This is a genomic window from Corynebacterium sp. H130, assembly GCF_037572395.1.
GTDB lineage: Bacteria > Actinomycetota > Actinomycetes > Mycobacteriales > Mycobacteriaceae > Corynebacterium.
This window is the reverse complement of the sequence record NZ_JBBHLA010000006.1, coordinates 166406-189099: the sequence shown is the minus strand read 5'-3', so window position 1 is coordinate 189099 and position 22694 is coordinate 166406. Positions and strand designations below refer to the sequence as shown.

Sequence of the window (22694 nt, the reverse complement as noted above, 5' to 3'; positions counted from 1 at the left end):
CAACACACAGAAACAAATCTGCTGGTAAACACACATTTTTCACGGATATCACAACACAATGAGACGTATCCAACAACGCAAAAGCCCCCAGCTTCCTAAAGAAACTGGGGGCTTAATTGCGACCCTGACGGGACTTGAACCCGCGACCTCCGCCGTGACAGGGCGGCGCGCTAACCAACTGCGCCACAGGGCCGTATCAACCAAAGCTGATACAAAAAGGGCCACCGAAGTGGTCCTTGTACTCCCAACGGGATTCGAACCCGTGTCGCCGCCGTGAAAGGGCGGTGTCCTAGGCCCCTAGACGATGGGAGCGAGCCTGACAAGGTTTCCCTTGCGACAGACGTTTAATATACGTGAATTTTGCCATACGACAAAATCCGCCCCTGACCAGTACTAATACTGGGACTGGAAGTAGTCGTTCATCGCTGGGAAGTAGTCAGCCTCAAAGTCGATGGCCGCGACGTCTTCACCATGAAACGCTGCTGCCAGGCAGTCCAGGTAGAACTCCCAACCAGCACCGATAGCCCCTGCCTCTTCAGCAGCGTCGATCGTCTGGAACAGTGAGATGTGGCCGTCTGCAACTTCAAGGTGCAGCACCCACATCTCGGTATCCAGGGTGAGGGTATGCGGAGCTTCGCAAAGCGTGATCGAAGCAGGCATGGCAGGCCCCTCCTCTTCTGCCGTCATCGTGATGGCGACAGTTGTGTCGGAGGTCTTTTCAAATGGGCCAAACCATTTTTCGGTGCGCTCCGATACGGTAATCCAGGCCCAGAGTTCCTCTGCCGTTCCCGGCAGGTCTCGGCGGAATTCCCACCTGTGGCCGTCGTGAAGCGTTGCGGTTGGCTTAGGTAGAGACATTGATCGACCACGCCATTCCGAACTTGTCCGTCACGTGACCGTACGTGTCGCCCCACATCTGTTTTTCGAAAGGCATGTTGACCACGCCGCCCTCGGAAAGCTTCTCAAAGTACGTGCGGCCTTCCTCCACATCATCGCCCCACAGAGACAGAGAGAGGTGATTGCCGATGTCGTACGGCTCCTGCCCCATGAAACCCTCGACGTAGTCGGAGCAGGCTAGCTCAATGACGCCACCATGCAGGTGCCCATGCGCAAGAAGCTCAGCCATTTCAGCCGGCAGGTCAGGAGCCCCCATCTGACCGAAGGTCATTACGTTCAGCTCACCGCCGAAAATGGACTGATAAAACTCCATTGCCTCGCGGGCATTCCCGGCGAAAGCGTAATAAGGGACGTTGCGAATTGTCATGACCTAAGCGTAGACCTGTACGCAAAACCCCGCCTGCCAACGGCAGACGGGGTTAAAGGGTGGGCCCTATGGGGCTCGAACCCATGACCTGCGGATTAAAAGTCCGTAGCTCTACCAACTGAGCTAAAGGCCCGACCAGCGAACTCGAGAGATCGCTAGGCATCTACTTTAGACGTTCGGTTTTTCTAAAACAAAACTAGGTTCGAAAGTCCTTGACATAGCCCCGAAAGGGGCCACTTGCGATGTGACGGGAACCTCCTTAGTGGAGGTAACGACTCATAAGGAGCATGCTGTAGAAAAGAGCATCTTTCTCTCACACGGAGGTCTCGCGCATGGACATCGTAGATGTCTCGCGGTGGCAATTCGGAATTACCACTGTTTATCACTTTATTTTCGTTCCGCTCACAATCGGCCTCGCTCCGATGGTCGCTGCGATGCAGACCGCATGGCATGTGACCGGCAAAGATTACTGGTATAGGGCCACTAAATTTTTCGGCACTCTATTCTTAGTTAACTTCGCCATGGGCGTGGTCACTGGCATCGTGCAGGAGTTCCAGTTCGGCATGAACTGGAGCGAATACTCACGCTTCGTCGGTGACGTCTTCGGTGCCCCACTCGCACTCGAGGGCCTCGCAGCGTTCTTCATCGAATCCACATTCCTCGGCCTCTGGATTTTTGGTTGGGGTCGTTTGCCACGGTGGGCACACCTCGCCTCCATCTGGCTGGTGGCATTCGCTGTTAACCTGTCCGCTTACTTCATCATCGTGGCCAACTCCTTCATGCAGCACCCTGTGGGCGCTGTGTTCAACCCGGAGACCGGTCGCGCGGAGCTCGTCGATATCGGAGCTCTGCTGACCAACCCAACTGCACTGGCAGCGTGGCCACACACCATCTCCGGCGCTCTGCTGACCGCGGGTACCTTCGTCGCGGGTATCTCCCTCTGGTGGATGATCAGGGACAAGGAAGAAGCTGCACTGTGGCGACCACTTACCCGCCTCGGCCTGTGGGTCACGGGTATTTCTGCAGCGCTGCTCGGCCTCACCGGCGACATTCAAGCCAAGCTGATGTTCGCCCAACAGCCGATGAAGATGGCCTCCGCGGAATCGCTCTGCGAAACCCAAATGGATCCGCACTTCTCTGTGCTCACCGTCGGTACCCACAACAACTGTGAGTCCGTGAAGCACATCATTGAGGTGCCAGGCATCCTGAGCTTCCTCTCTGAATCCAAGTTCAGCGGCGTAACGCTGCAGGGCGTGAACCAGCTGCAGGACAAGTACGTAGCGCTGTACGGACCGGGCAACTACACCCCTAACCTGTTTGTCACCTACTGGTCCTTCCGCATGATGATCGGCCTGATGATCGGTTCCCTCATCCTGTGCGTCCTCGGTTTCTGGTTCACCCGCAAGGGCAATCTGCCAAACCAGAAGTGGCTGGGCAAGCTGGGACTGTGGATGATCCCATTCCCATTCTTTGCCAACTCCGCTGGTTGGGTGTTTACCGAAATGGGTCGCCAGCCTTGGATCGTTCACCCGAACCCTGCTTTTGCTCCAGGTAGCGCTGGTGGCGAGGACAAGATCCATCTCATCGTTGACTTCGGTGTCTCCAATCACGCTCCATGGGTCGTCTGGGTCTCTCTGATCGGCTTCACCTTGGTCTACGGCGCCCTGGCTGTGGTCTGGTTCTGGCTCATTCGCAAGAAGGTCATCGAAGGCCCACTTCCGGTCGGCGCAAGCGAGCATGTCGAAGACGTATTCGCCCCAACTGAAGCACCGATTGAACCACTTCATTTCGGCGCAGACGCCGTTGGCAAAGGAGTGAATAAGTAATGGACCTGCAAACCATTTGGTTCTTGCTCGTAGCAGTACTCTTCGCTGGCTACTTTGTGCTCGAAGGCTTCGACTTTGGCGTAGGAATGATCCTGCCGTGGCTGCCAAAAGAACAGCGCACCGCAGCAGTTAAGACCATCGGCCCCGTGTGGGACGGCAACGAGGTGTGGCTGATCACCGCGGGTGGCGCCCTCTTCGCTGCATTCCCAGAATGGTACGCAACCCTGTTTTCCGGTTTCTACCTGCCACTGTTCCTGATCCTGTTCGGGCTCATCGTTCGCGGTGTCGGCCTGGAATGGCGCACCAAGGTGGAAACCCAGAAGTGGCGCGACTGGTGCGATACCGGCATTATGGTCGGTTCCTGGCTCGCCGCCGTGTTGTGGGGCGTCGCCTTCGCCAACATCGTCCAGGGCGTGGCCATCAACGCCGATCGCCAGATCGAGTCCGGTTTCGACGGCTTCATCGCACTGCTCAACCCATTCGGCTTGCTCGGTGGTGTCGCCTTCGCCATGGCTTTCCTCATTCACGGCCTGCTGTTCCTTGGCCTGAAGTCCGAAGAACCACTGCGTAGCCGGGCACACGGCTTTGCCAAGAAGTTCATCGTCCCAACCATCGTCGTTGCCGCAATCTTCCTGGTGTGGACCCAGCTGGCTTACGGTCGCGCCCTCACCTGGCTCCCGCTGGGCATCCTCGTGGTCTGCGCAGTTCTTGCCCTCCTCGCGTTGTTCCGCGATAAGGATGGCTGGGCCTTCGCTGCCTGGGCTGTCGTGATCCTCATGTGCGCAGCGCAGCTGTTCGGATCTCTCTTCCCGAACCTGATGCCAACCACGCTTGCCGACGGCGTATCGCTGGACATCTACAACTCTTCGTCTAGCCACTACACCCTCACCATCATGACCTGGGCAGCCGTGGCGCTCACCCCGGTTGTGCTGATCTACCAAGGATGGACCTACTGGGTCTTCCGCAAGCGAGTTGCCGTCTAAATGGCGTCCCCGCTCAACAAACGTCTCCTTGCTGCAGCTCCTGCAGCGAGGAGACACCTCATTTTGACGGGCTTTGCGCAGGCCACGGACACCGTTCTCACCGTTTCCCGCGCGGTCCTCGTAGGTTTGACGGCCGCTCTCCTGATCGAACGGGGCGAGATCCGGTGGGATCTGGTGGGATGGCTTGCTGTGGTCGTCGTAGCGCAGGCTGGTGTCGCTGCGGTAGCGCGCCGGTGGGCGTCGACAAGCATTGGCGATGCCGTCGATGAGCTGCGACTGGCCGCCCTCAACGCTTTGGAGCGCCGTGACCCGCGCGAAGTCGAAGCCGACGCAGCGATGTGGCGCACCACCCTGACCTCCGGGCTTGAAGGGGTGCGGCCGTACCTGTCTGACTACGTGCCGGCGCTGATTGCCACGTGCTTGTCGACGCCCATCGCCCTGGCCACCATGTTGTACTTCGACATCCCAGCCGGCGTGCTGGCAGCAGCAACGATCCCACTGATCCCGCTGTTCATGGTGCTGATCGGAACTCTGACACGCGCGCACACTGAACGACGGCTCGAAGTGACCAGTGTGCTGTCGGGTCAGCTCACGGACCTGATGCGCGGTGCGCCCACTTTGCGCGCACTTGGGGCAACCCAGGCCCCTGCCCGCCAACTCGAGCAGACCGGCACGGTTCACGCCAATGCCACGATGTCCGTGCTGCGGCTGGCGTTCTTGTCCTCCTTCGCGCTGGAATTCCTGGCTACACTTTCCGTCGCTCTGGTGGCGGTGTCGATTGGTCTACGCCTCGTGGATGGCGACATGACGTTGGTTGCGGGGCTCGTCAGCTTGATCATCGCGCCGGAGGTTTATGCTCCTCTACGCAGGGTGGGAACGAGTTTCCACGCTGCAGTCGACGGTATGACCGCTGCCGAAAAGGTCTTTGATCTGATCGATACCCCTGGCACCATGTTTGGTTCCTACGTGCAGGAAAGCGACGAAGTCGCCATGCAGGGGCTCACGGTTTCTGGACGGGACGGTACCAGGCCATCGAATTTGAGTTTCCGTGCTCGCCCCGGCGCGATTACCGTGCTGGCAGGCCCGAATGGCTCAGGAAAATCGACCGCGTTGCTCGCGCTGTTGGGGCTGCTGCCTGACGCTGCGGTCTCTGGTTCTGTTTCGAGGCCACCGCTCGATCAGATCGCTTTTCTGCCTGCTCACCCGGCTTTTGCTTCGGGTACCGTTGCCGAGAATTTGCAGCTGTTTGGTGCTCGGGCAGAGGCGACCGCCCTCACCAGTGGCGCGGTCGGATTCGACGTGAACGTATCCCAGCACGTCAATGCAGGTGGCAGTGGCATTTCGGCGGGCCAAGGGCAGCGCCTCGCGCTGGCGCGTGTCTTTGCGCTCCCCGACCGCCCGGTTCTGATCCTCGACGAGCCTAGCGCCCACCTGAGCCCAGAATTCGTGGTACTGCTCGAGTCACATCTGTTGGAGGAAGTAGCCCACGGCAAAACGGTGCTGATCAGTAGCCATGACGCTAGGTTGCTGGGTATTGCGGATGAGGTAGTGCAGCTGTGAACGATCTGATTTATCTCCTGCGCCTCGCGCAGGTTCGTCGACGTGATCTCTTCGTCGCCATCCTCGCTGGCAGCGTAACTCTCCTTGCTGCGCTGTCCCTCACTGTGTTGTCTGGCTGGCTCATCACCAGGGCTTGGCAGATGCCCCCAATTCTGGACCTGGGCGTCGCGATTACTGCGGTGCGCGGGCTCGGCATCACCCGTGCGGTCTTTCGCTACATTGACCGTTTGATCAGCCATAATGTTGCGCTTCACGCGACAACAACTTTGCGCGTCTCACTGTTTTCAGCAATCGTCGATGACGCTCAGGGTACCTCCCATGAGCTTTCGCGGGGCGAGGGGCTCAGCCGTCTTGGTACGGACGCTGATCGAGTCACTGACTTCATCGTCCGCAGCCTGATCCCGGCTGGGGTGGCAGCTGTGCTGTCTGTGCTTTCTCTCATCGCTGCCCTACTACTGCACCCACTCGCGGCACTCATCCTGTTCCTGGCATTCCTGTGCACTGGTGTGGTTGTGCCATGGCTCGTGCTCCGAGCACATCGCAGTTCCCGAGCTGTTCAGACCAGCGATACCTTCGGGGCGGCGCTTGATGACCAGCTGCTGCACCGCAGCGAGTTCGCAGTAGCTGGGCTAGCCCGCGCGCGTATCGACGCCACCCACGCAGCCTCCCGGCAGGCCTCAGCGGCGCTGGTGGCCGCCGAGAAACCGTTGGCAGTGGCAGCGTTTTGGGAACGCCTGAGCTTTGGCGCTGCGCTGCTTGCCATCATGGCAATTGGACTGGGGTTTTACCCGGGAGAACCGACCTGGCTCGGCATGCTCGTGTTGTTGCCACTGGCTGCATTTGAATCCCACGGCCCCCTTGCAACCGCTGCGATTCATGCCAGCGACGCCCGAGACGCTGCACTGCGCATGCGAAAACTGGCCAGCGGTGCGACCACACCAGGTACCAACATTCCCGAGTCATTCGACCTGCGCGCATCTGAGCTGCGTCTCACCCGTGGCTCGGCGACGTGGCATCTCGATGCCCCATTTGGCACTCGCCATGTCATCCGGGGGCCAAGCGGTATGGGCAAAACGAGCTTCCTGCTCACCTTGGCGGGATTGATCCCGCCTGGGTCAGGAGCGTGCTCCATCGGCGGCGTGCCCATAGCCGAGATCGACCCGGCTTGGCTGCGCGAGCACGTGCATGCGCACCCGGAAAACGAGTGGGTCTTCGCGACCACGATCCGGGACAATCTCGCCGTAGCAAATCCCCACGCTACCGACGAGCTCATGTTAAAAGTCCTGGACACCGTTGGCCTTACGGGCTTCTCCCTCGACGATGTCCTCACCGCCGGCGCCGACTCGCTGTCCAGCGGCCAACGCCGTCGACTCCTACTCGCGCGCGCCCTGTGCTCCCCCGCCGAGGTGCTGCTTCTCGACGAGCCAACGGAACACATCGCTCAGGCCGACGCCCAACGACTGCTCCACATGCTGTTGCACGAACGCCTCCCTGGCGCTCGTGAGAATCGAACTGTCATCGTTGTTACCCATGAGGAGGCAAAAATTTAGCGCCCCTTCCGGAGTCTTTCCGAAAGGGGCGCTAGCTTCAACCGCTTGGGTTGATTACTTCATGGAACCAGTCTCAAGGAAGCGCTGGTGGAAGGAGAACGCAGTTGCCAGGTCGTGTGGCGTCTGCATGATGTTCTTCTCCTTGGCGATGGAGAGAGCACGGTCGTAGTACTCCTCCAGCAGTGGGCGGTAGTCAGGGTGTGCGAGAGCGATGATCTTCTCGACGCGCTGACGTGGTGCCAGGCCACGGAGGTCGGCGTAGCCGTACTCGGAGATGATGACCTTGACGTCCTGCTCAGTGTGGTCGATGTGGGAAGCGAATGGAACGATCGCGGAAATCGCGCCGCCCTTGGCCACGGATGGGGTGATGAAGGATGAGATGAAGCCGTTGCGGGTGAAGTCCGCGGAGCCGCCAACACCGTTCATCATGCGGGAGCCGGAGACGTTGGTGGAGTTCACGTTGCCGTAGATGTCGGCTTCGATCAGGCCGTTGGTTGCGATCAGGCCGAGTCGGCGAACAACCTCTGGGTGGTTGGAGATCTGCTGTGGGCGCAGGATGATGGTCTCACGGTACTTGTGAGCGTTCTCGTTCATCTTCTCTGCGTACTCAGGAGACAGGGAGAAGGAGGTTGCGGAAGCAACGGTCATCTTGCCGGCGTCGATGAGGTCGACCATGCCGTCCTGGATAACTTCGGTGTAGGCCTTGATGTTCTCGAACTTGGAGTCGAGCAGGCCTGCCATCACAGCGTTTGGAACGTTGCCGACGCCGGACTGCATGACGTAGCCGTCGTAGGTCAGGCGACCGGCTGCAACTTCACCCTCGAGGAAGTCGAGGAAGTGGCCAGCGATCTGCTGGGAAACCTCGTCAACTGGGGAGAATGGTGCGTTGCGGTCTGGAGCGTTGGTCTCGACGACTGCGACAACCTTGTTGAGGTCGATGTCGATAGAGGTGGAGCCGATACGCTGGCCAGCCTCGGTGATTGGGATTGGCTGGCGGTTTGGCAGGCGGTTGATGCGGTAGATGTCAGCCATGCCCTCGAGGTTCTCGGACTGCCAGGAGTTGACCTCGACGATGATCTTCTCGGCGTTGTCCAGGTACTCGACGTTGTTACCGACGGAGGAGGAAGGAACGAGGCTGCCGTCTTCCTTAATACGGACAGCTTCAACGATGGCAACGTTCATCTTGCCGAAGAAGCCCTGCTCAACGTAGAGGCCGGACTCGGAGAGGTGGTAGTCAGCGTAAAGGGTGATGCCCTCGTTGATCTTCTTACGCATGATTGGGTCGGACTGGTATGGGGAGCGGAAACGAACCGCATCAGCCTCAGCCAGAACACCGTCACAGTCAGGAGCGGTGGATGCACCGGTGAACAGGTCGATCATGAACTCTTCGCCCTTGGCGTGAGCTTCCTTAGCGCGCTCTGCGATAGCGGTAGGCAAAGCCTTTGGGTAGCCAGCGCCGGTGAAGCCGGACACGCCTACCTTGTCGCCATGGTTAACAAACTGTGCTGCTTCTTCAGCAGTCATTACCTTGCCGCGGAGCTGCGCATTGGCAATACGATCAGACATTCATTCCTCCTGTTTTAGCGATAGGCTACGTGACTTAGGTCGCACGTTGCTGTGACTATGGATACACAATGTACACCACAGCTACAAGTTCCACACTAATGTCCAGTTACCTCCCCCACCCCCTAATATCTGGAAATCCCCCCGGTTAGCGCCCACAACTGCACCCAAAGTTGGGTAAAATCAGCGAAAGTTGATAGGAGCAGCAGTTTGATCCTTCCCCCAAAAAGCTGGACAATGAAGCAGTGTCTTTAAAGATCGGTTCCATTACCCTTAATTCCCCTGTTGTGCTAGCCCCAATGGCCGGGGTGACCAACATGCCTTTCCGTGTCCTGTGCCGCGAGCAGGAAATGGAAAAGATGGGCACGGTATCTGGTCTGTACGTGTGCGAGATGGTGACCGCTCGCGCGCTCGTAGAGCGCAACGAGAAAACTCTCCACATGACTTCGTTTGCACCCATCGAGCAGCCACGTTCGCTGCAGCTGTACACCACGGACCCGGAGTACACCTACAAAGCGGCCAAGATGATCGTGGACGAGAATCTGGCTGACCATATTGATATGAATTTCGGCTGCCCAGTCCCCAAGGTGACTCGTCGCGGTGGTGGCTCTGCTCTCCCTTACAAACGTCGCCTCTTTGGCAACATCGTCGCAGCTGCAGTGAAGGCCACCGAGGGCACCGATATCCCCGTGACTGTCAAGATGCGTATCGGCATTGATGAGGAGCACAAAACGCACCTCGACGCCGGTCGCATCGCCGTCGAGGAAGGCGCTGCCGCAGTCGCTCTGCATGGCCGTACCGCAGCTCAGCGCTATTCGGGCACCGCAGACTACGGTGAAATCCGCGCGTTGAAAGAACATTTGGCTCACACGGGGATTCCGGTGCTCGGCAACGGTGACATTTTCGCCGCTTCCGACGCTTCACGCATGATGGCTGAAACGGGCTGCGATGGCGTCGTCATCGGGCGTGGTTGTTTGGGTAGGCCGTGGCTCTTTGCGGAACTGGCAGCCGAGCTTCAGGGCGTCGATAAGCCCGCGCCGCCGACGCTCGGCGAGGTCACGCGCATCATTTATCGCCACGCCGAACTACTCGCTGAGCACATGGGCGAAGAGCACGGGCTCCGCGACATGCGCAAACACATGGGCTGGTACATGCGCGGCTTCCCGGTCGGGGGTGAAATCCGTGCGGATCTTGCCCGCATTTCCTCGCTCACCTCGCTGCGTGAGATTTTGGTGCCGTTCGCGGACTCGCAGGCGCTTGCCGACGACGCAGAGGGACCTCGTGGCAGGCAGGGGTCTCCGGGAAAGGTGGTTCTTCCGGAGGGCTGGCTCGATGACCCCGAGGACGAAACGGTTCCCGAGGGCGCGGACATCATGCATTCGGGAGGCTAAGCGCGCGTGCATAACCTATGCTATTGGTTATGCGTACCGCCTTTCGAGACAGCCTTAATGACTTCGCCGATGACTTGCTCATCCTGTGCGACAGCGTTCGGCACGCTTTCGACCAGTCGTTAATCGCGCTTCTCGACGCCGACTTGCAGGCAGCGGAAGACGCTCTGTCCATGGCCGAGGAGTTGGAAGAGATTCAGCACCGCTGTGAACAGCGCGCGGTTGAATTGCTCGCCACTGAAGGCCCCCTGGCGCGTGATCTGCGCCAGGTTGTGTCCTCCATTTACATCGTTGACGATCTATCTCGCATGGGCTCGTTAGCTCAGCACGTGGCCAAGTCTGCTCGACGTCGTCACCCTTCCTGCGCCGTCCCCGATTCCGTTCTCCCCTATTTCAAGGAGATGGCACGGCTCAACAAGGACATGCTGGAAAAGGTTCGACACCTGCTAACAAATCCGAATGCAGATGTTGCAATGGTGCTCGTCGCAGACGATGACTCGATCGACGATATCCACGATCATCTGATGGTAATGCTGACGAGGCGGGAATGGACACACGGCACTGTTGCAGCTGTCGATGTCACCTTGCTTTCCCGATACTTGGAGCGCTTCGCTGACCATACTGTCAACGTGGCTGCCAGGATTGTGTACCTCGCTACAGGCCTAACGCCGATGGAGTATCAGGAGCGTCGTCACCAGGAGCGTGAAGAGTCCGATTGGGCGAAGCGATTCGCTGAGCTGGAACGTCGCTTCAACGAAGCCTAAGCGCAGAGAAAAGCCCCGGGCACTTCCGCTGGTGGGAGGTGTCCGGGGCTTTTTGCGCTCTAAGGATTTCCGCGCATTGCCCGACGCTGCTGGCAGCGCCACACTGCGCTAAACGCCGGGCAAGTCTTTTTGTAGTGGCGAGTTCTTATCCGAAGCGGCCGGAGATGTAGTCTTCGGTTTCCTTCTGATCTGGGTTCTCGAAGATCTTCTTGGTTGGGCCAACTTCCACCAGGCGACCTGGCTTGCCGGTTGCTTCCAGGGAGTAGAAAGCGGTCTGGTCAGAGACGCGGGCTGCCTGCTGCATGTTGTGGGTCACGATCACGATGGTGAATTCTTCCTTCAGCTCGTGAATCAGGTCCTCAACTGCGAGGGTGGAGATTGGGTCGAGAGCGGAGCAAGGCTCGTCCATGAGGAGGACCTCTGGCTCAACTGCGATCGCGCGAGCGATGCACAGACGCTGCTGCTGACCACCCGAGAGGCCGCCACCTGGCTTGTCCAGACGGTCCTTCACTTCTTCCCACAGGTTTGCGCCACGCAGGGAGCGCTCAGCAACCTCGCGGAGCTTCTTCTTGTTCTTTTCGCCAGAGAGCTTCAGACCTGCAACGACGTTTTCTTCGATGGACATCGTTGGGAATGGGTTTGGCTTCTGGAACACCATGCCGATGGTGTTGCGAACAGATACTGGGTCAACCTTCGGGCCGTAGATATCTTCGCCGTCGAGAAGGACCTCGCCGGTGACGGAGGCGCCAGGGGTGACTTCGTGCATGCGGTTCAGGGTACGCAGCACGGTGGACTTACCACAGCCGGAAGGGCCGATGAAGGCGGTGACGGACTTTGGTGGAACGTGCAGGTTGACGTTCTGCACTGCGTGGAAGTCGCCGTAGTAGATGTTGACGTTCTTCAGGTCGAGGCTCTTAGCCATCGGTGTCTCCTAGAAAAGTGATGTTTTCGAAAGCGGGTGGTGAAGGAAGTTACTGCTTAATCGAGAACTTCGCGGAAATGATGCGTGCACCGATGTTGAGCACGGCAATGATGAGAACCAGGGTGAAGGCTGCGCCCCACATCTTGTCCATAACAGCTGGGGTGGAGCCGGCCTTGTACATATCCAGCATCATCAGTGGCAGGGAGGACTGCGGAGCAGACATTGGGTTCCAGTTGATCGCCTGGGTGGAACCCACGAGGATCAGAACTGGTGCGGACTCACCCATCACGCGGGCGATTGCCAGCATGACGCCGGTGACGATACCGGAGAGTGCGGTAGGAAGAACGATCTTGGCAATGGTCTTCCACTTAGGCACGCCCAGTGCGTAGGAAGCTTCACGCAGATCCTGTGACACCACGCGGAGCATTTCTTCGGTGTTACGAACGATAACTGGAACCATGAGCAGCACGAGTGCCAATGCCACGGCGATACCGGAGCGCTCAAAGCCGAAGAGCACGATCCACACGGAGTAAATGAACAGTGCGGAAACGATGGAAGGAACACCGGTCAGGATGTCGACCATGAAGGTGGTGATGCGACCGAGGCGGTTTCCGTTGGAGTACTCCACCAGGTAGATAGCGGTGAAGATACCGATTGGGATGGAGAACAGAGAGGTAATACCTGCCTGAATGAAGGTACCGATGATGGCGTGGGCAGCGCCGCCGCCAGGAAGGGTGTACAGCAGGCCCTTCTGGGACTTGGACCACCAGTCAGCGGTAAGCGTTGGTGGCAGGCCCTTGGAGATAACTTCCCACAGCACCCATACCAGTGGAATGAATGCGAGGAACATGGCGAAGTAGATGACACCGCGTGCGATGGCGTCAACCGTCTTGCGGCTCGAAGAAATGTGGGTGAAGGCAGATGGCTTCTTCAGTGGCGCGTCTGCGTTCTTGGCGTCTACAGCGTGTGACATGTCAATCGACCTACTTCTTGTTGTTAACAACGGCACGAGCTGCTGCGTTCACGAGGAACGTCAGGAAGAACAGCACCAGACCTGCGGCGATGTACGCGCCGGCCTTCATGTCGTCGTTGAATTCAGGGGCAGCGTTTGCAATCACGGTTGCAAAGGTGGTGCCACCGTCGAACAGGGAGCCACGGAAAGCGGACGAAGGAGAAACAACCAGGTACAGTGCCATGGTTTCACCGAGAGCACGACCCAGACCCAGCATGGCACCGGAGATGTAGCCGGACATACCGAATGGGAGCACGGTGAGCTTCACAACTTCCCAGCGGGTTGCGCCAAGTGCCAGTGCGGACTCGATGTGACCCTTTGGAGTCTGGACGAAGACCTCGCGGGCAGTTGCGGCGATGATCGGAAGGATCATCACTGCGAGAACGATGCCACCGGTGAGGACGTTACGGGACGTGGCAAACGATGGAGAGTTTGCGTAGTGGGTGAACAGGAAGATGCCGTTGCCCCAGCCGTTGATCCACTCGAAGAAGCCGGACAGTGTTGGGCCGAGGACCTTTGCACCCCAGAGGCCGTACACGATGGATGGAACTGCTGCGAGAAGGTCGATCAGGAAGCCGAGTGGCTTGACCAGGTTCTTTGGGCAGTAGTTGGAGAGGAAGATAGCGATGCCGAGTGCAACTGGCATAGCGATGATCAGTGCCACGATGGACACCGTGAAGGTGACTGCGAGCAGGTTTGGAATACCGAAGTACATCGCGGAGGTGTCCGCTGTGTTCCAGTCGCCAGAGTAAGTGAAGAAGCCGCCAAGGCCTTCGGCGTTGTTCATCAGGGAAGGAACAGCGCGCCACAGCAGGAAGGCACCAACAGCAGCAATGATGACGGAAATGGTGACAGCGGAAGCAGTGGAGAGGAATTCGAAGATTCGGTCACCTGGACGCTTCACGCCACCAGCGTTGGTAGCGACGGGTTCTGGATTTTTGGCTACAGCGGCGCCGTGAGTGGAGGCGATGACTTCTTCAGCGCGCTCACCCCCGATGAGGTCTGCGCCCTGGCCAGCAATCTTTTCAGCCATGCGGAAATGTGTCCTTAGAGCTTGAGGTATGAATGTGATTTTCGATTGATCTCAGTTTGCGGACGGTGGCGTTTTCAGCGATGTGTTCGTGTAGCAAACTGTCATGGTCAATCAAATTGCCCCCGTTGGGTAGTGGCACTCAACGAGGGCAAAGGTGCGCGAAATCGCGCTAAGTGTCGAGGTAGGACCGGCAGCCCAAGGCGCGTTAGCCCTACCCGCTCACCAAGTTTTACTTGATGGCGTCGACAGCGGTCTCGAGCTTCTTCTTGAACTCGCCGTCAACTGGGACGTAGCCGAGCTGCTCGAGCTCTTCACCCTGGTTTGCCAGAGCAACCTTCAGGAAGTCCTTCACGCGACCGGAGGTCTCAGCGTCGTAGCCAGCGGAGCAGACGATCTCGTAGGTGGTGAGAACGAGTGGGTATGCGCCGTCTTCCTTCATTTCGAAGAGCTTGGTGGAGTCAACAACCATGTTGTTGCCCTCGCCCTTGTACTTCAGGTTAGCCAGAGCCTTGTTGACGGAATCCTTGTTGAGCTCAACTGCGCCCTTACCGAAGTCAATCTTCGCGACGCCCAGGCCAGCGTCCTTTGCGAAGCCGGACTCAACGTAGGTGATGCCACCCTCGGTCTTCTCAACTTCGCCAACAACACCGGTGGAGCCGTTTGCGCCAGCGCCAACAGCTGCTGGGAAGGACTTGCCGGAGCCCTCCCAAACGCCGTTGGAGGTAGCCTTCAGGAACTTCTGGAAGTTGTCGGTGGTGCCGGACTCTTCAGAGCGGTAGACAACCTTGATGTCCTTCTCAGGGAGCTTGGCATCCTTGTTCAGCTCTGCAATTTCAGGAGCGTTCCACTTGGTGATCTCACCCTTGAAGATCTTTGCGGTGACCTCAGGGGTCAGAACCAGCCCCTGGACGTCCTTCAGGTTGTAGGCAACAGCAACTGGGCCGATAACCATTGGCAGGTGCCATGCTTCGTTGCCACCGCAACGCTGCTTAGCAGCCTCGATCTGGTCATCCTTCAGAGCGGAGTCAGAGCCACCGAAGGCAACCTGGCCAGCGATGAACTGCTTCTGGCCGGAGCCGGAACCGGATGGGGTGTAGGAGAAGTTAGCGCCAGAGACAGCTGCAGCGTACTTAACGCCGAAGAGGTCAACAGCCTTCTGCTGAGAAGAAGCACCCTCAGCGACGAGGTTGCCGGTGGTGCCGGACAGGCCCTCGATCTTGGTGCCGGCATCGCCGGAACCAGACTCAGAGCTTTCAGAGCAAGCGGTGAGGGCGATGGAGCCAGCGGCGACGACGCCCAGGACAGCGACGGAGCGCTTGAAGTTGCGGATCACGGGATTTCCTCCGGTGCAGTAATTTTGGATTCTTCCAGCAACTAAAAAAGTGGCCCGATTGCCACCCAAAGTTGCTTCGCTATGCAACCTATGGGCTTTAAGTTTCTAAAAGGAACCAAGTAGGTTAACTTTCGGTGAATTTACCTTTCCATTCATTGTCGATTGGCTAACTTCAGGAACCTTGTTACCCAAAGTTTCCTTTCGCCTAGTTGGAAAAACGGTAAAGAACATGACTTTCTTTGACAGCAAAGCCGAGCCGTTCATAGACAGTCACGGCGGCAGCATTATCCGCTTCTACGTAAAGAATTACCTGTTCAGAACCATTTTTCTGGAGATAGTCAACACCCAAGAGGGTGATCACTTTACCCAATCCTTGACCGCGCGCAGCATCCGACAGGGCAACTACATAAACTTCACCAAGAATTCGAGTGTCGTTAACCGGTTGTGATTTCACACACTTTGTCCAGTGGAACCCCTGAAGAGTGGTTGATCCCTCAACATCTACCCCCGACCAAAGCAACAACACCCCTGCTGGATCAAACCACTCTGCCTCCTGTGCACGTTCCCACCGGGATTGATCCCAATGCCCTTGTTCAGGATGCCAGTCAAAAGCTTCGTTGTTCACCCGCAAGAACTCTGCATCTACAAATTCGCCCCACCGCACCCGAGACTCCGCAAGATTCAAGACAGTGAGATGTTCAGGCACCATTGGCGATTCAACCCGCTTATCGAGCGCCATGACCAGCAGCTCCCGCACAGTCTGAGCGCCCTCCAGTCGGCCCACAGCCCCAACTCCGTGAGACCACACGTCAACCGTCGTCCCCAGCCCAGAAATGAGGGAGTCGGCGACCTCTACCCCATCAGCTTTCACAGCCACTTCAGCAACCGGAACCGCAGCAGCCCGATCAAGCGCAAGTACTCCAATAAGCCGCCCTTCCGAAAAGGAAAGGAAGTGCTCATGACCGAGCCGGGCATCGCTGAGTCCAAGCATGAATTGTTCCGAAAACGGCGCGATGCCATTTTCTGCCTCCACGATGTTTAGAAACTCGATTACCTGCTGACGAAGCTGCGGATCGTCGACGAGCGTGTGGGGGCTAGTGGCATTGTTGTTCATAGGCCCCATAATAGAGATGTGAAGACTTCCCTCCGCATGGCCGCAATATTGCTCGGCTCGACGTTGGCCGTCGGCTGGCTCGCCGATAGTGCCGTTGCCATGCGCGCCGAACGGACCATCGCCTCAGATGCCCAACAGCACTCGCGCCTCAGCGTTGCGCCGCGCATTAATTTAGGAGGCTTCCCCTACGTCGCAAATATCTGGCGCGAGACGACGCCGTCGATGAGCGCGGAAATGCTCGACGTCAACGTGCCTGGATTTGGCATGGTGAACGCGCGAACGGAAGTGGAGGACCTCACGCTGGACCGGGAGGAAATCCTCACCGGTCAAATAAAGGAAGCGCCCGCAAAGATTGTGCGGAGGTTTTTGCGTCTCGACGGCGTCGCCATGGGAGAACAGTTGGGAATCACCGATCTGGACATCTCCAACCCTTATGACATTTCCCCATCCGGCGGTCCTTCTTCAGAAGTGCAGCTCACGGGAACGCCGGAGGGCTTTAGTGAGCCGGTCACTGTCGTCGCGAAGCTGCGAATTTCTGGTTCCACGATCACGATGACCCCGGCGCGCTTTGTGGACGTTCCGGAGGGTCGCCAGCGTGAGGTTCAGGAAGCGTTCACGTGGACGATCGACAGTCGCACCCTCCCTATTCCAGCGCAAACAAACCGCGTGTACTGCAGCGGCGGTTCGATCTATTTTGAGGCCGAGCAGCGCAACACCACCGTCGATGCGTCGAATCTGTCGCCGATTTCCAAGTTGGACCCTAAGCTCCGCTAACCTGGATGCTATGACAGACAACACCCTGAGTGGTTCCGACGCTGTAAATCTTGCCGCAGAGCAGTCCAAGCTCACCGCGGATCGCAACATTCCGGGCCTCGGTGAACTCCCGATTCCCGATGACACCGCCAACCTCCGCATGGGCCCAAACCTTCACGATGGTTTGCTCGCCCTGCTGCCACTGATCGGTGTGTGGCGCGGTGAAGGCCAGGCCGATACCGCTGTTGACGGCCAGTACAACTTCGGTCAGGAAATCACCTTCGCCCACGACGGCGAGAACTACATCGCGTACAACTCCAAGATGTGGAAGCTCGATGACGAAGGCAAGCCAACCGGCCTGGACATGCGCGAAACCGGCTTCATCCGCATTGATTTGAAGGACGAAATCGAGTTCATCCTCTGCCACTCCACCGGCGTCGTCGAAATTTTCTACGGCAACCCGCTCAACGAGCGCGCATGGCAGCTCGAGTCCGCATCCACCATGGTTACCGCCTCCGGCCCATCGGCTCTCGGACCGGGCAAGCGCCTGTACGGCTTGCTGCCAACCAACGAGCTGGGCTGGGTCGACGAGCGCCTTGTCGACGGCGAGCTGCACCCACGCATGTCAGCGCAGCTCAAGCGAGTTATTGGCTAATTAGAAGTACCTCAGGCTTTACTCTTGAGGTACTTCTCCCACGACTTTTCCGCCTTGGAATCGGCGAGCTTATGCTCATCCAAACGCGTAACGCGCACCGGGCCCCTCGTTGAGGACACCAACCACACGCTATCGGCTTTAAGCAGGTCTCCGTAATACATCGGCTTCTGCTTACAGTTTAATCCCAGCTTTTCTACCTGGGCAAATAGTTCGGCCTGCGTGGTGCCCGCCAGCACTGGTCCTTCGGGAAGAGGGGTGCGCACCTTTTGGCCTCGAACGGTGACGATCGTCGACGTCGCCCCCTCAAGCACCTGCTCCCCTGCAGTGAAGATGACATCGTCGTACCCTTTGGCCTTGGCGTAGCGCAGCGCCGCCATATTTTCGGCGTAGGCCAGTGTTTTTGCCCCAAATGTGCTCCATGGGGCCGGTTCCGACAGTTCAAAGCCACGTGATCCGGTCAGCACCTTTACGCCCTCTTTGCGCTGTCGAAGGATGTCAGGGCTCAGCGGCTTCACCACGAGCCACGTGCTCGGAATATCAGGCCTGCTGGCACGGCCCCGTGACATAGTCCAGGTGCAGGCTGCTTCGCCGTCACCGTTCTTCTCTGCCCATTCCGTGGCAGCTTCCTGGGTAGCGGAGGCCCAGTGGGAGCGAATCGGCGCAGGTAGCCCCAGAATGCTCGCTGAGCGGACAAAACGGTCCAAATGACGTTCCAGGTTCACTGGTTTACCGTCGACGATTTTGATGGACTCAAAGACGCCATCGCCACGAGTTACGGCAGCGTCGTCCCAGAACAGCATGGGCAGCGCTGGACTGTGGGCGCGGGTGGATCCACCGAAGGGCTCCAAGATGTAAATCAGCGGGCTCATACCTCCCAGGCTACGCGCTAACATCGACCTTGTGACTTCGTACGTTTCTCCCCTGCTTAAACGCCCCGGGGCCAGCCCCCTCACTGAGGACTCCCCCGTCGATCACGACGGCGTAGCCTGGCACTACGGTCAGCCCCTCATTGAGCAAGGCTTCTCAGCGGCTATCGTTGACCGTTCCCACCGCCCCGTAATCCTTGTTTCGGGCCCTGACGCAGCGCAGTACCTCAATAATCTCCTGTCTCAAAAGCTCATTGAGGCCCTCCCCGAGCACGCCGTGGCAGCGCTCGATCTTGATGCCCAGGGCCATATTCTGCACCATGCAGACGTGGCTCAAGTCGGCGACAAGTTCTACCTCGACCTACCTGCGGCGCAAGCTGATTCCTTCCAGACCTACCTGGAAAAAATGGTGTTCTGGTCCGACGTGACGATCACCCGGGAAGACCTCGCCATCGTGAGCCTCATCGGTGAAGTTAACGTCCCCGATGCAGTGTTTGTCCGTGTCCTCCCGTGGCGCACCGACATTGCCGTACCCCGCGCCGAGCTCTCCGAAGTCGTGGCCTCCCTAGAAGCCGAAGGTGCCCAGCTCATGGGCCTGATGGCCTACACCGCCGAACGGGTCAAGCATCTGGAACCTGAACTCGGCGCTGATATGGACGCCAAGTCCATTCCCCACGAGGCCCCATACCTCATCGAACACGCCGTTCACCTTGAAAAAGGCTGCTACCGCGGACAAGAAACGGTGTCCCGAGTGCACAACCTGGGCCGTTCGCCACGAGTCCTCGTCATGCTGCACTTGGACGGCTCAGCCCCCACCGAACCTGCCCCAGGCACCGAGATCACGGCCAATGGCCGCACAGTCGGGCGCCTCGGGACTGTCGTTCACGACCACGAACTCGGCCCGATCGCCCTCGGCCTTGTGAAGCGATCCGCACTCGGCTCGGCCTTGCAGGCGGGTGACTGCGCCCTAGCCGTCGATAAGGCGTCGCTTGTCGACGACCAAGGCGAGCGTCCCGGTCGAGCTGCCATTAATCGGCTGCGCGGGCTGACCTAGGGGGTATTTTCCCCGGAAAACTCGCTACTCATCACCCCGTTTGAGCATTTTTCGTCACTACCCGCTATTGTGTCTTACAGGAATACACACACATATAGATTTCAAGCCCTGGGGCGACGAGTTTTCGTTCGCCCCGTTTACTCCAAGGGGGTCAGGCCATGGGTCGCGGCCGTGCCAAGGCAAAGCAAGCCAAGGTTGCTCGTCAGTTGAAGTACAACACGCCGGAGATGGATCTCGATCAGCTCCAGCGTGAACTGGCAGGAAAGTCTTCGAATGACTCTTCCGTCCAGGAATCCGACAGCTATGAGGATCCATACGCTGACTGGGCGGATGACTGGGACGACACTCCTGGAGCAGGACGCCGCTAGCGCCTGCACATCAGCGAAAAATTAAGCGAGGTAAGAATCCACTCGGACTCTTACCTCGCTTAAAGTGTTGGGCTACCTATTGGTAGCCCTTACAGCTGCTATGCGTCTGGGTGGGTACCCGTAAGTACTGCACGTTCGGTCTCGCCTTCGGTGGCGGCGCGAACGGTTCCAAGCTCCCAAGCCTCGATGTGACGAGCGGTGAGCATCGCCAGGGCGCGATCGCGGTCCTCTGCTGCAACAACAGCGACCATGCCGACACCCATGTTGAAGGTCTTTTCCATCTCTTCCTGAGGAACAGTGCCGAGCTTCTCGATGGTGCGGAAGATCTGACCAGGGGTCCAGGTAGCGCGGGACATCTCTGCCACCATGCCTTCTGGGATCACGCGAACCATGTTGCCAACCAGGCCACCGCCGGTGACGTGGCAGAAGGTGTGAACTTCGCACTCAGCAGCCAGCGCCAGGCAGTCCTTGGCGTAAATGCGGGTTGGCTCGAGCAGCTCCTCACCGAGGGTGCGACCAAGCTCTTCCATGTGGGCATCAAGTGGCAGACCAGCCTTTTCCAGGAGGACGTGGCGAGCCAGGGAGTAGCCGTTGGAGTGCAGGCCGGAGGACTTCATGGCGATGAGGACGTCGCCGGTGCGGACGCGATCAGGGCCGAGGACTTCATCAGCCTCGACGACGCCGACGGCGGTTGCAGACACGTCGTAGTGGGTTGGCTCCATGACGCCTGGGTGCTCCGCGGTCTCGCCACCAAGAAGTGCGCAACCAGCCTGGACACAGCCCTCGGCGATACCAGCTACGATCTGAGCGACGTGCTCAGGAACGACCTTGCCAATAGCGATGTAGTCCTGCAGGAACAGTGGCTCAGCGCCACAAACCACGAGGTCATCCACGCACATTGCCACCAGGTCAATGCCGATGGTGTCGTGCTTGTCCATGGCCTGAGCCACAGCGAGCTTGGTGCCGACGCCGTCGGAGCCAGCAGCCAGGAGAGGCTCCTTGTACTTGCCCAGTGCAAAAAGTCCGGCGAAGCCACCGAGGCTACCGCGAACCTCAGGACGGGTGGCGCGCTTTGCCAATGGCGCGAACAGTTCGACTGCGCGATCGCCGGCCTCAATGTCAACGCCAGCGGCAGCGTAGGACGTTACTTGTTCGTTGTTGTCAGTCATTGGAAGATTCCCTAATTAGTTGTTTTCCTGCATGGAGCGGACAAGGTCAGCGTTGGCATTGCCTTCTGGCAAACCGAGTGGGTAGTTGCCGTCGAAGCACGCACAGCACAAGTTTTCGCGCTGCTCGCCCGTTGCCTCGACCATGCCATCTACCGAAACGTATCCGAGCGAATCAGCGCCAAGCGCCACGCGGACAGATTCGACCATGGCGGCTTCGTTGGAGCCGTCCACGTTGTTGGCGATGAGCTCGCCAGGGGACGCGAAGTCGATGCCATAGAAGCATGGCCACTTCACAGGTGGCGAAGCGATACGGACGTGCACTTCCGCAGCTCCTGCTTCACGCAGCATACGAATGAGGGCGCGCTGGGTGTTGCCGCGCACGATTGAGTCATCCACCACGACGAGCTTCTTACCAGCGATTTCACCCTTCAGCGGGTTGAGCTTCAAGCGAATACCAAGCTGACGGATCGTCTGAGTTGGCTGGATGAAGGTTCGACCAACGTAGGCGTTCTTCACCAAACCCAAGCCGAACGGAATGCCGGAGGCCTGGGCGTAGCCGACCGCAGCAGGGGTGCCTGAGTCCGGGGTTGGCATGACCATGTCGGCCTCTGCCGGCCATTCCTTGGCCAGACGGCGACCGATCTCCACGCGGCTTGCGTGAACGGACTGGCCATTAATGACGGAGTCTGGGCGGGCAAGGTACACATGCTCGAAGACGCAGAGCTTGCGGGTTGATTCCGCATAGCGCACAGTGTGAATACCGGCTGCGTCAATGCGGATCAATTCGCCTGGTTCCACGTCGCGGACGAAAGCTGCACCAACGATGTCCAGGGCGCACGTCTCGGAGGCGACGACCCAACCAGAGTCGAGGCGACCAATAGACAGCGGGCGAACGCCGTGCGGATCGCGCGCCGCGTACAGGCTCTTGCCGTCCATGAAAGTCAGGCAGAATGCGCCCTTGATGCGAGGCAGCAGCTCCCGAGCGGAGTCGAAGATAGTCTTGCCATCACGAGCATTGTGAGCCAGCAGCGCGGTCATGATGTCGGAGTCAGATGGGTGCGTCGCTGGGTCAACGAGGCCAAGCTTGGTGGCTTCGTCGAGAAGCTCAAGGTAATTGACCAAGTTGCCGTTGTGTCCGAGAGCGACATCGACGTCGTCCGGAGTCACGCGGAACATCGGCTGGGAGTTTTCCCAGGAGACACCACCGGCCGTCGAATAGCGGGTGTGCCCCACCGCGAGGTCGCCCTTGAGCGCTCCGAGGGATTGTTCGTCGAAAACTTGCGAGACCAGGCCGAGGTCCTTGAAAACGACAATGGAGTCGCCATCGCCAACTGCGATACCGGCGGCCTCCTGGCCACGGTGCTGCAGGGCGTAAAGACCGTAGTAGGTGAGCTTTGCGACGTCTTCGCCGGGAGCCCACACACCAAAAACGCCACACTCTTCGCGAGGGGCGTTTTCTCCGTGGTCATCAAGATCCGGGCGGGAAAAATTTCCGTTGTCTACCACGGTGTTCATCG

At 58.7% G+C, this 22694-nt stretch carries 21 protein-coding genes and 3 tRNA genes; 10 read left to right on the top strand and 14 right to left on the bottom strand.

Annotated elements, in window-relative coordinates:
- Nucleotides 1-119: 119 nt before the first annotated feature.
- The 5 genes from WG939_RS11970 to WG939_RS11950 all read right to left on the bottom strand — a co-directional run bounded on the left by WG939_RS11970 (nt 120) and on the right by WG939_RS11950 (nt 1397).
- A tRNA-Asp gene (locus WG939_RS11970) sits at nt 120-193 on the bottom strand.
- A gap of 46 nt (nt 194-239) precedes the next feature.
- Nucleotides 240-312, bottom strand: a tRNA-Glu gene (locus tag WG939_RS11965).
- An 81-nt stretch (nt 313-393) separates the two neighbouring features.
- On the bottom strand, nt 394-858 hold the full coding sequence (locus WG939_RS11960) for a hypothetical protein (protein WP_339986089.1): 465 nt from the start codon (nt 856-858) through the stop codon (nt 394-396).
- Nucleotides 845-1264, bottom strand: a complete 420-nt coding sequence (locus WG939_RS11955; RefSeq protein WP_339986088.1) for a VOC family protein — start codon at nt 1262-1264, stop codon at nt 845-847. The genes WG939_RS11960 and WG939_RS11955 overlap by 14 nt, the downstream gene beginning before the upstream one ends.
- 60 nt (nt 1265-1324) lie before the next feature.
- Nucleotides 1325-1397 (bottom strand) — tRNA-Lys (locus tag WG939_RS11950).
- A 199-nt stretch (nt 1398-1596) separates the two neighbouring features.
- Between WG939_RS11950 and WG939_RS11945 the strand changes: the two genes are divergently transcribed.
- From WG939_RS11945 to cydC, 4 genes are read left to right on the top strand one after another with little or no spacing between them, the layout of a single operon-like run.
- Complete coding sequence (locus WG939_RS11945; protein ID WP_339986087.1) at nt 1597-3090, top strand: cytochrome ubiquinol oxidase subunit I; 1494 nt, start codon at nt 1597-1599, stop codon at nt 3088-3090.
- A complete protein-coding gene (gene cydB / locus WG939_RS11940) occupies nt 3090-4073 on the top strand; it encodes a cytochrome d ubiquinol oxidase subunit II (protein ID WP_339986086.1) in 984 nt (327 codons plus the stop codon). The genes WG939_RS11945 and cydB overlap by 1 nt, the downstream gene beginning before the upstream one ends.
- Nucleotides 4074-5633 carry an ATP-binding cassette domain-containing protein gene (locus WG939_RS11935; protein ID WP_339986085.1) on the top strand — a complete coding sequence of 520 codons (1560 nt, stop codon included), beginning with the start codon at nt 4074-4076 and terminating at the stop codon, nt 5631-5633.
- Nucleotides 5630-7183 (top strand): thiol reductant ABC exporter subunit CydC, encoded by a 1554-nt coding sequence (cydC, locus tag WG939_RS11930; protein WP_339986083.1) that lies wholly within the window; start codon nt 5630-5632, stop codon nt 7181-7183. Before WG939_RS11935 ends, cydC begins: the two co-directional genes overlap by 4 nt.
- Nucleotides 7184-7237: 54 nt before the next feature.
- Here the strand turns inward: cydC and WG939_RS11925 are convergent, their stop codons facing one another.
- A complete protein-coding gene (locus WG939_RS11925; protein WP_339986082.1) occupies nt 7238-8749 on the bottom strand; it encodes an acetyl-CoA hydrolase/transferase family protein in 1512 nt (503 codons plus the stop codon).
- A 242-nt stretch (nt 8750-8991) separates the two neighbouring features.
- Here WG939_RS11925 and dusB point away from each other — a divergent pair, with 242 nt between their 5' ends.
- Together dusB and phoU are read left to right on the top strand one after the other, a co-directional pair.
- Nucleotides 8992-10137, top strand: a complete 1146-nt coding sequence (gene dusB, locus WG939_RS11920) for a tRNA dihydrouridine synthase DusB (RefSeq protein ID WP_339986081.1) — start codon at nt 8992-8994, stop codon at nt 10135-10137.
- A gap of 29 nt (nt 10138-10166) precedes the next feature.
- Nucleotides 10167-10898, top strand: a complete 732-nt coding sequence (phoU, locus tag WG939_RS11915; protein WP_339986080.1) for a phosphate signaling complex protein PhoU — start codon at nt 10167-10169, stop codon at nt 10896-10898.
- A 145-nt stretch (nt 10899-11043) separates the two neighbouring features.
- Here phoU and pstB read toward each other — a convergent pair whose 3' ends face one another.
- The 5 genes from pstB to mshD all read right to left on the bottom strand — a co-directional run bounded on the left by pstB (nt 11044) and on the right by mshD (nt 16312).
- Entirely contained in the window at nt 11044-11820 is a 777-nt protein-coding gene (gene pstB, locus WG939_RS11910) for a phosphate ABC transporter ATP-binding protein PstB (protein WP_339986079.1), read from the bottom strand.
- 49 nt (nt 11821-11869) lie between these two features.
- Nucleotides 11870-12793, bottom strand: a complete 924-nt coding sequence (pstA, locus tag WG939_RS11905) for a phosphate ABC transporter permease PstA (protein WP_339986078.1) — start codon at nt 12791-12793, stop codon at nt 11870-11872.
- 10 nt (nt 12794-12803) lie between these two features.
- The gene (pstC, locus tag WG939_RS11900; protein ID WP_339986077.1) at nt 12804-13865 is read right to left on the bottom strand and encodes a phosphate ABC transporter permease subunit PstC; all 1062 of its coding nucleotides are present in this window, start codon (nt 13863-13865) and stop codon (nt 12804-12806) included.
- Nucleotides 13866-14094: 229 nt separating this feature from the next.
- Entirely contained in the window at nt 14095-15198 is a 1104-nt protein-coding gene (gene pstS, locus WG939_RS11895) for a phosphate ABC transporter substrate-binding protein PstS (protein WP_339986076.1), read from the bottom strand.
- A 205-nt stretch (nt 15199-15403) separates the two neighbouring features.
- A complete protein-coding gene (mshD, locus tag WG939_RS11890; RefSeq protein WP_339986075.1) occupies nt 15404-16312 on the bottom strand; it encodes a mycothiol synthase in 909 nt (302 codons plus the stop codon).
- A gap of 18 nt (nt 16313-16330) precedes the next feature.
- Between mshD and WG939_RS11885 the strand changes: the two genes are divergently transcribed.
- Together WG939_RS11885 and WG939_RS11880 are read left to right on the top strand one after the other, a co-directional pair.
- Nucleotides 16331-17086, top strand: a complete 756-nt coding sequence (locus WG939_RS11885) for an LmeA family phospholipid-binding protein (RefSeq protein ID WP_339986074.1) — start codon at nt 16331-16333, stop codon at nt 17084-17086.
- A 10-nt stretch (nt 17087-17096) separates the two neighbouring features.
- Nucleotides 17097-17720 (top strand): FABP family protein, encoded by a 624-nt coding sequence (locus WG939_RS11880; protein WP_339986073.1) that lies wholly within the window; start codon nt 17097-17099, stop codon nt 17718-17720.
- An 11-nt stretch (nt 17721-17731) separates the two neighbouring features.
- On the opposite strand, the gene WG939_RS11875 is transcribed toward WG939_RS11880, so the two are convergent.
- A complete protein-coding gene (locus WG939_RS11875; RefSeq protein ID WP_339986072.1) occupies nt 17732-18589 on the bottom strand; it encodes an aminodeoxychorismate lyase in 858 nt (285 codons plus the stop codon).
- Between the two features lie 31 nt (nt 18590-18620).
- On the opposite strand from WG939_RS11875, the gene ygfZ reads away from it, so the two are divergent.
- Nucleotides 18621-19640, top strand: a complete 1020-nt coding sequence (ygfZ, locus tag WG939_RS11870) for a CAF17-like 4Fe-4S cluster assembly/insertion protein YgfZ (RefSeq protein ID WP_339986071.1) — start codon at nt 18621-18623, stop codon at nt 19638-19640.
- Nucleotides 19641-19798: 158 nt separating this feature from the next.
- Complete coding sequence (locus WG939_RS11865; protein ID WP_339986070.1) at nt 19799-20008, top strand: DUF3073 domain-containing protein; 210 nt, start codon at nt 19799-19801, stop codon at nt 20006-20008.
- 98 nt (nt 20009-20106) lie between these two features.
- Here the strand turns inward: WG939_RS11865 and purM are convergent, their stop codons facing one another.
- Together purM and purF are read right to left on the bottom strand one after the other, a co-directional pair.
- Nucleotides 20107-21177, bottom strand: a complete 1071-nt coding sequence (gene purM, locus WG939_RS11860; RefSeq protein ID WP_339986069.1) for a phosphoribosylformylglycinamidine cyclo-ligase — start codon at nt 21175-21177, stop codon at nt 20107-20109.
- Between the two features lie 15 nt (nt 21178-21192).
- Complete coding sequence (gene purF / locus WG939_RS11855; RefSeq protein ID WP_339986067.1) at nt 21193-22692, bottom strand: amidophosphoribosyltransferase; 1500 nt, start codon at nt 22690-22692, stop codon at nt 21193-21195.
- Between the last annotated feature and the right edge of the window lie 2 nt (nt 22693-22694).

Coding starts and splice junctions, on each gene's coding strand:
- mshD (WP_339986075.1), bottom strand. CDS start 16,312: ATGAACAACAATGCCACTAGCCCCCACACGCTCGTCGACGATCCGCAG.
- WG939_RS11945 (WP_339986087.1), top strand. CDS start 1,597: ATGGACATCGTAGATGTCTCGCGGTGGCAATTCGGAATTACCACTGTT.
- WG939_RS11955 (WP_339986088.1), bottom strand. CDS start 1,264: ATGACAATTCGCAACGTCCCTTATTACGCTTTCGCCGGGAATGCCCGC.
- cydB (WP_339986086.1), top strand. CDS start 3,090: ATGGACCTGCAAACCATTTGGTTCTTGCTCGTAGCAGTACTCTTCGCT.
- purM (WP_339986069.1), bottom strand. CDS start 21,177: ATGACTGACAACAACGAACAAGTAACGTCCTACGCTGCCGCTGGCGTT.
- pstA (WP_339986078.1), bottom strand. CDS start 12,793: ATGTCACACGCTGTAGACGCCAAGAACGCAGACGCGCCACTGAAGAAG.
- WG939_RS11960 (WP_339986089.1), bottom strand. CDS start 858: ATGTCTCTACCTAAGCCAACCGCAACGCTTCACGACGGCCACAGGTGG.
- WG939_RS11875 (WP_339986072.1), bottom strand. CDS start 18,589: ATGAGCCCGCTGATTTACATCTTGGAGCCCTTCGGTGGATCCACCCGC.
- pstC (WP_339986077.1), bottom strand. CDS start 13,865: ATGGCTGAAAAGATTGCTGGCCAGGGCGCAGACCTCATCGGGGGTGAG.
- WG939_RS11865 (WP_339986070.1), top strand. CDS start 19,799: ATGGGTCGCGGCCGTGCCAAGGCAAAGCAAGCCAAGGTTGCTCGTCAG.
- WG939_RS11925 (WP_339986082.1), bottom strand. CDS start 8,749: ATGTCTGATCGTATTGCCAATGCGCAGCTCCGCGGCAAGGTAATGACT.
- phoU (WP_339986080.1), top strand. CDS start 10,167: ATGCGTACCGCCTTTCGAGACAGCCTTAATGACTTCGCCGATGACTTG.
- purF (WP_339986067.1), bottom strand. CDS start 22,692: ATGAACACCGTGGTAGACAACGGAAATTTTTCCCGCCCGGATCTTGAT.
- pstB (WP_339986079.1), bottom strand. CDS start 11,820: ATGGCTAAGAGCCTCGACCTGAAGAACGTCAACATCTACTACGGCGAC.
- WG939_RS11880 (WP_339986073.1), top strand. CDS start 17,097: ATGACAGACAACACCCTGAGTGGTTCCGACGCTGTAAATCTTGCCGCA.
- WG939_RS11935 (WP_339986085.1), top strand. CDS start 4,074: ATGGCGTCCCCGCTCAACAAACGTCTCCTTGCTGCAGCTCCTGCAGCG.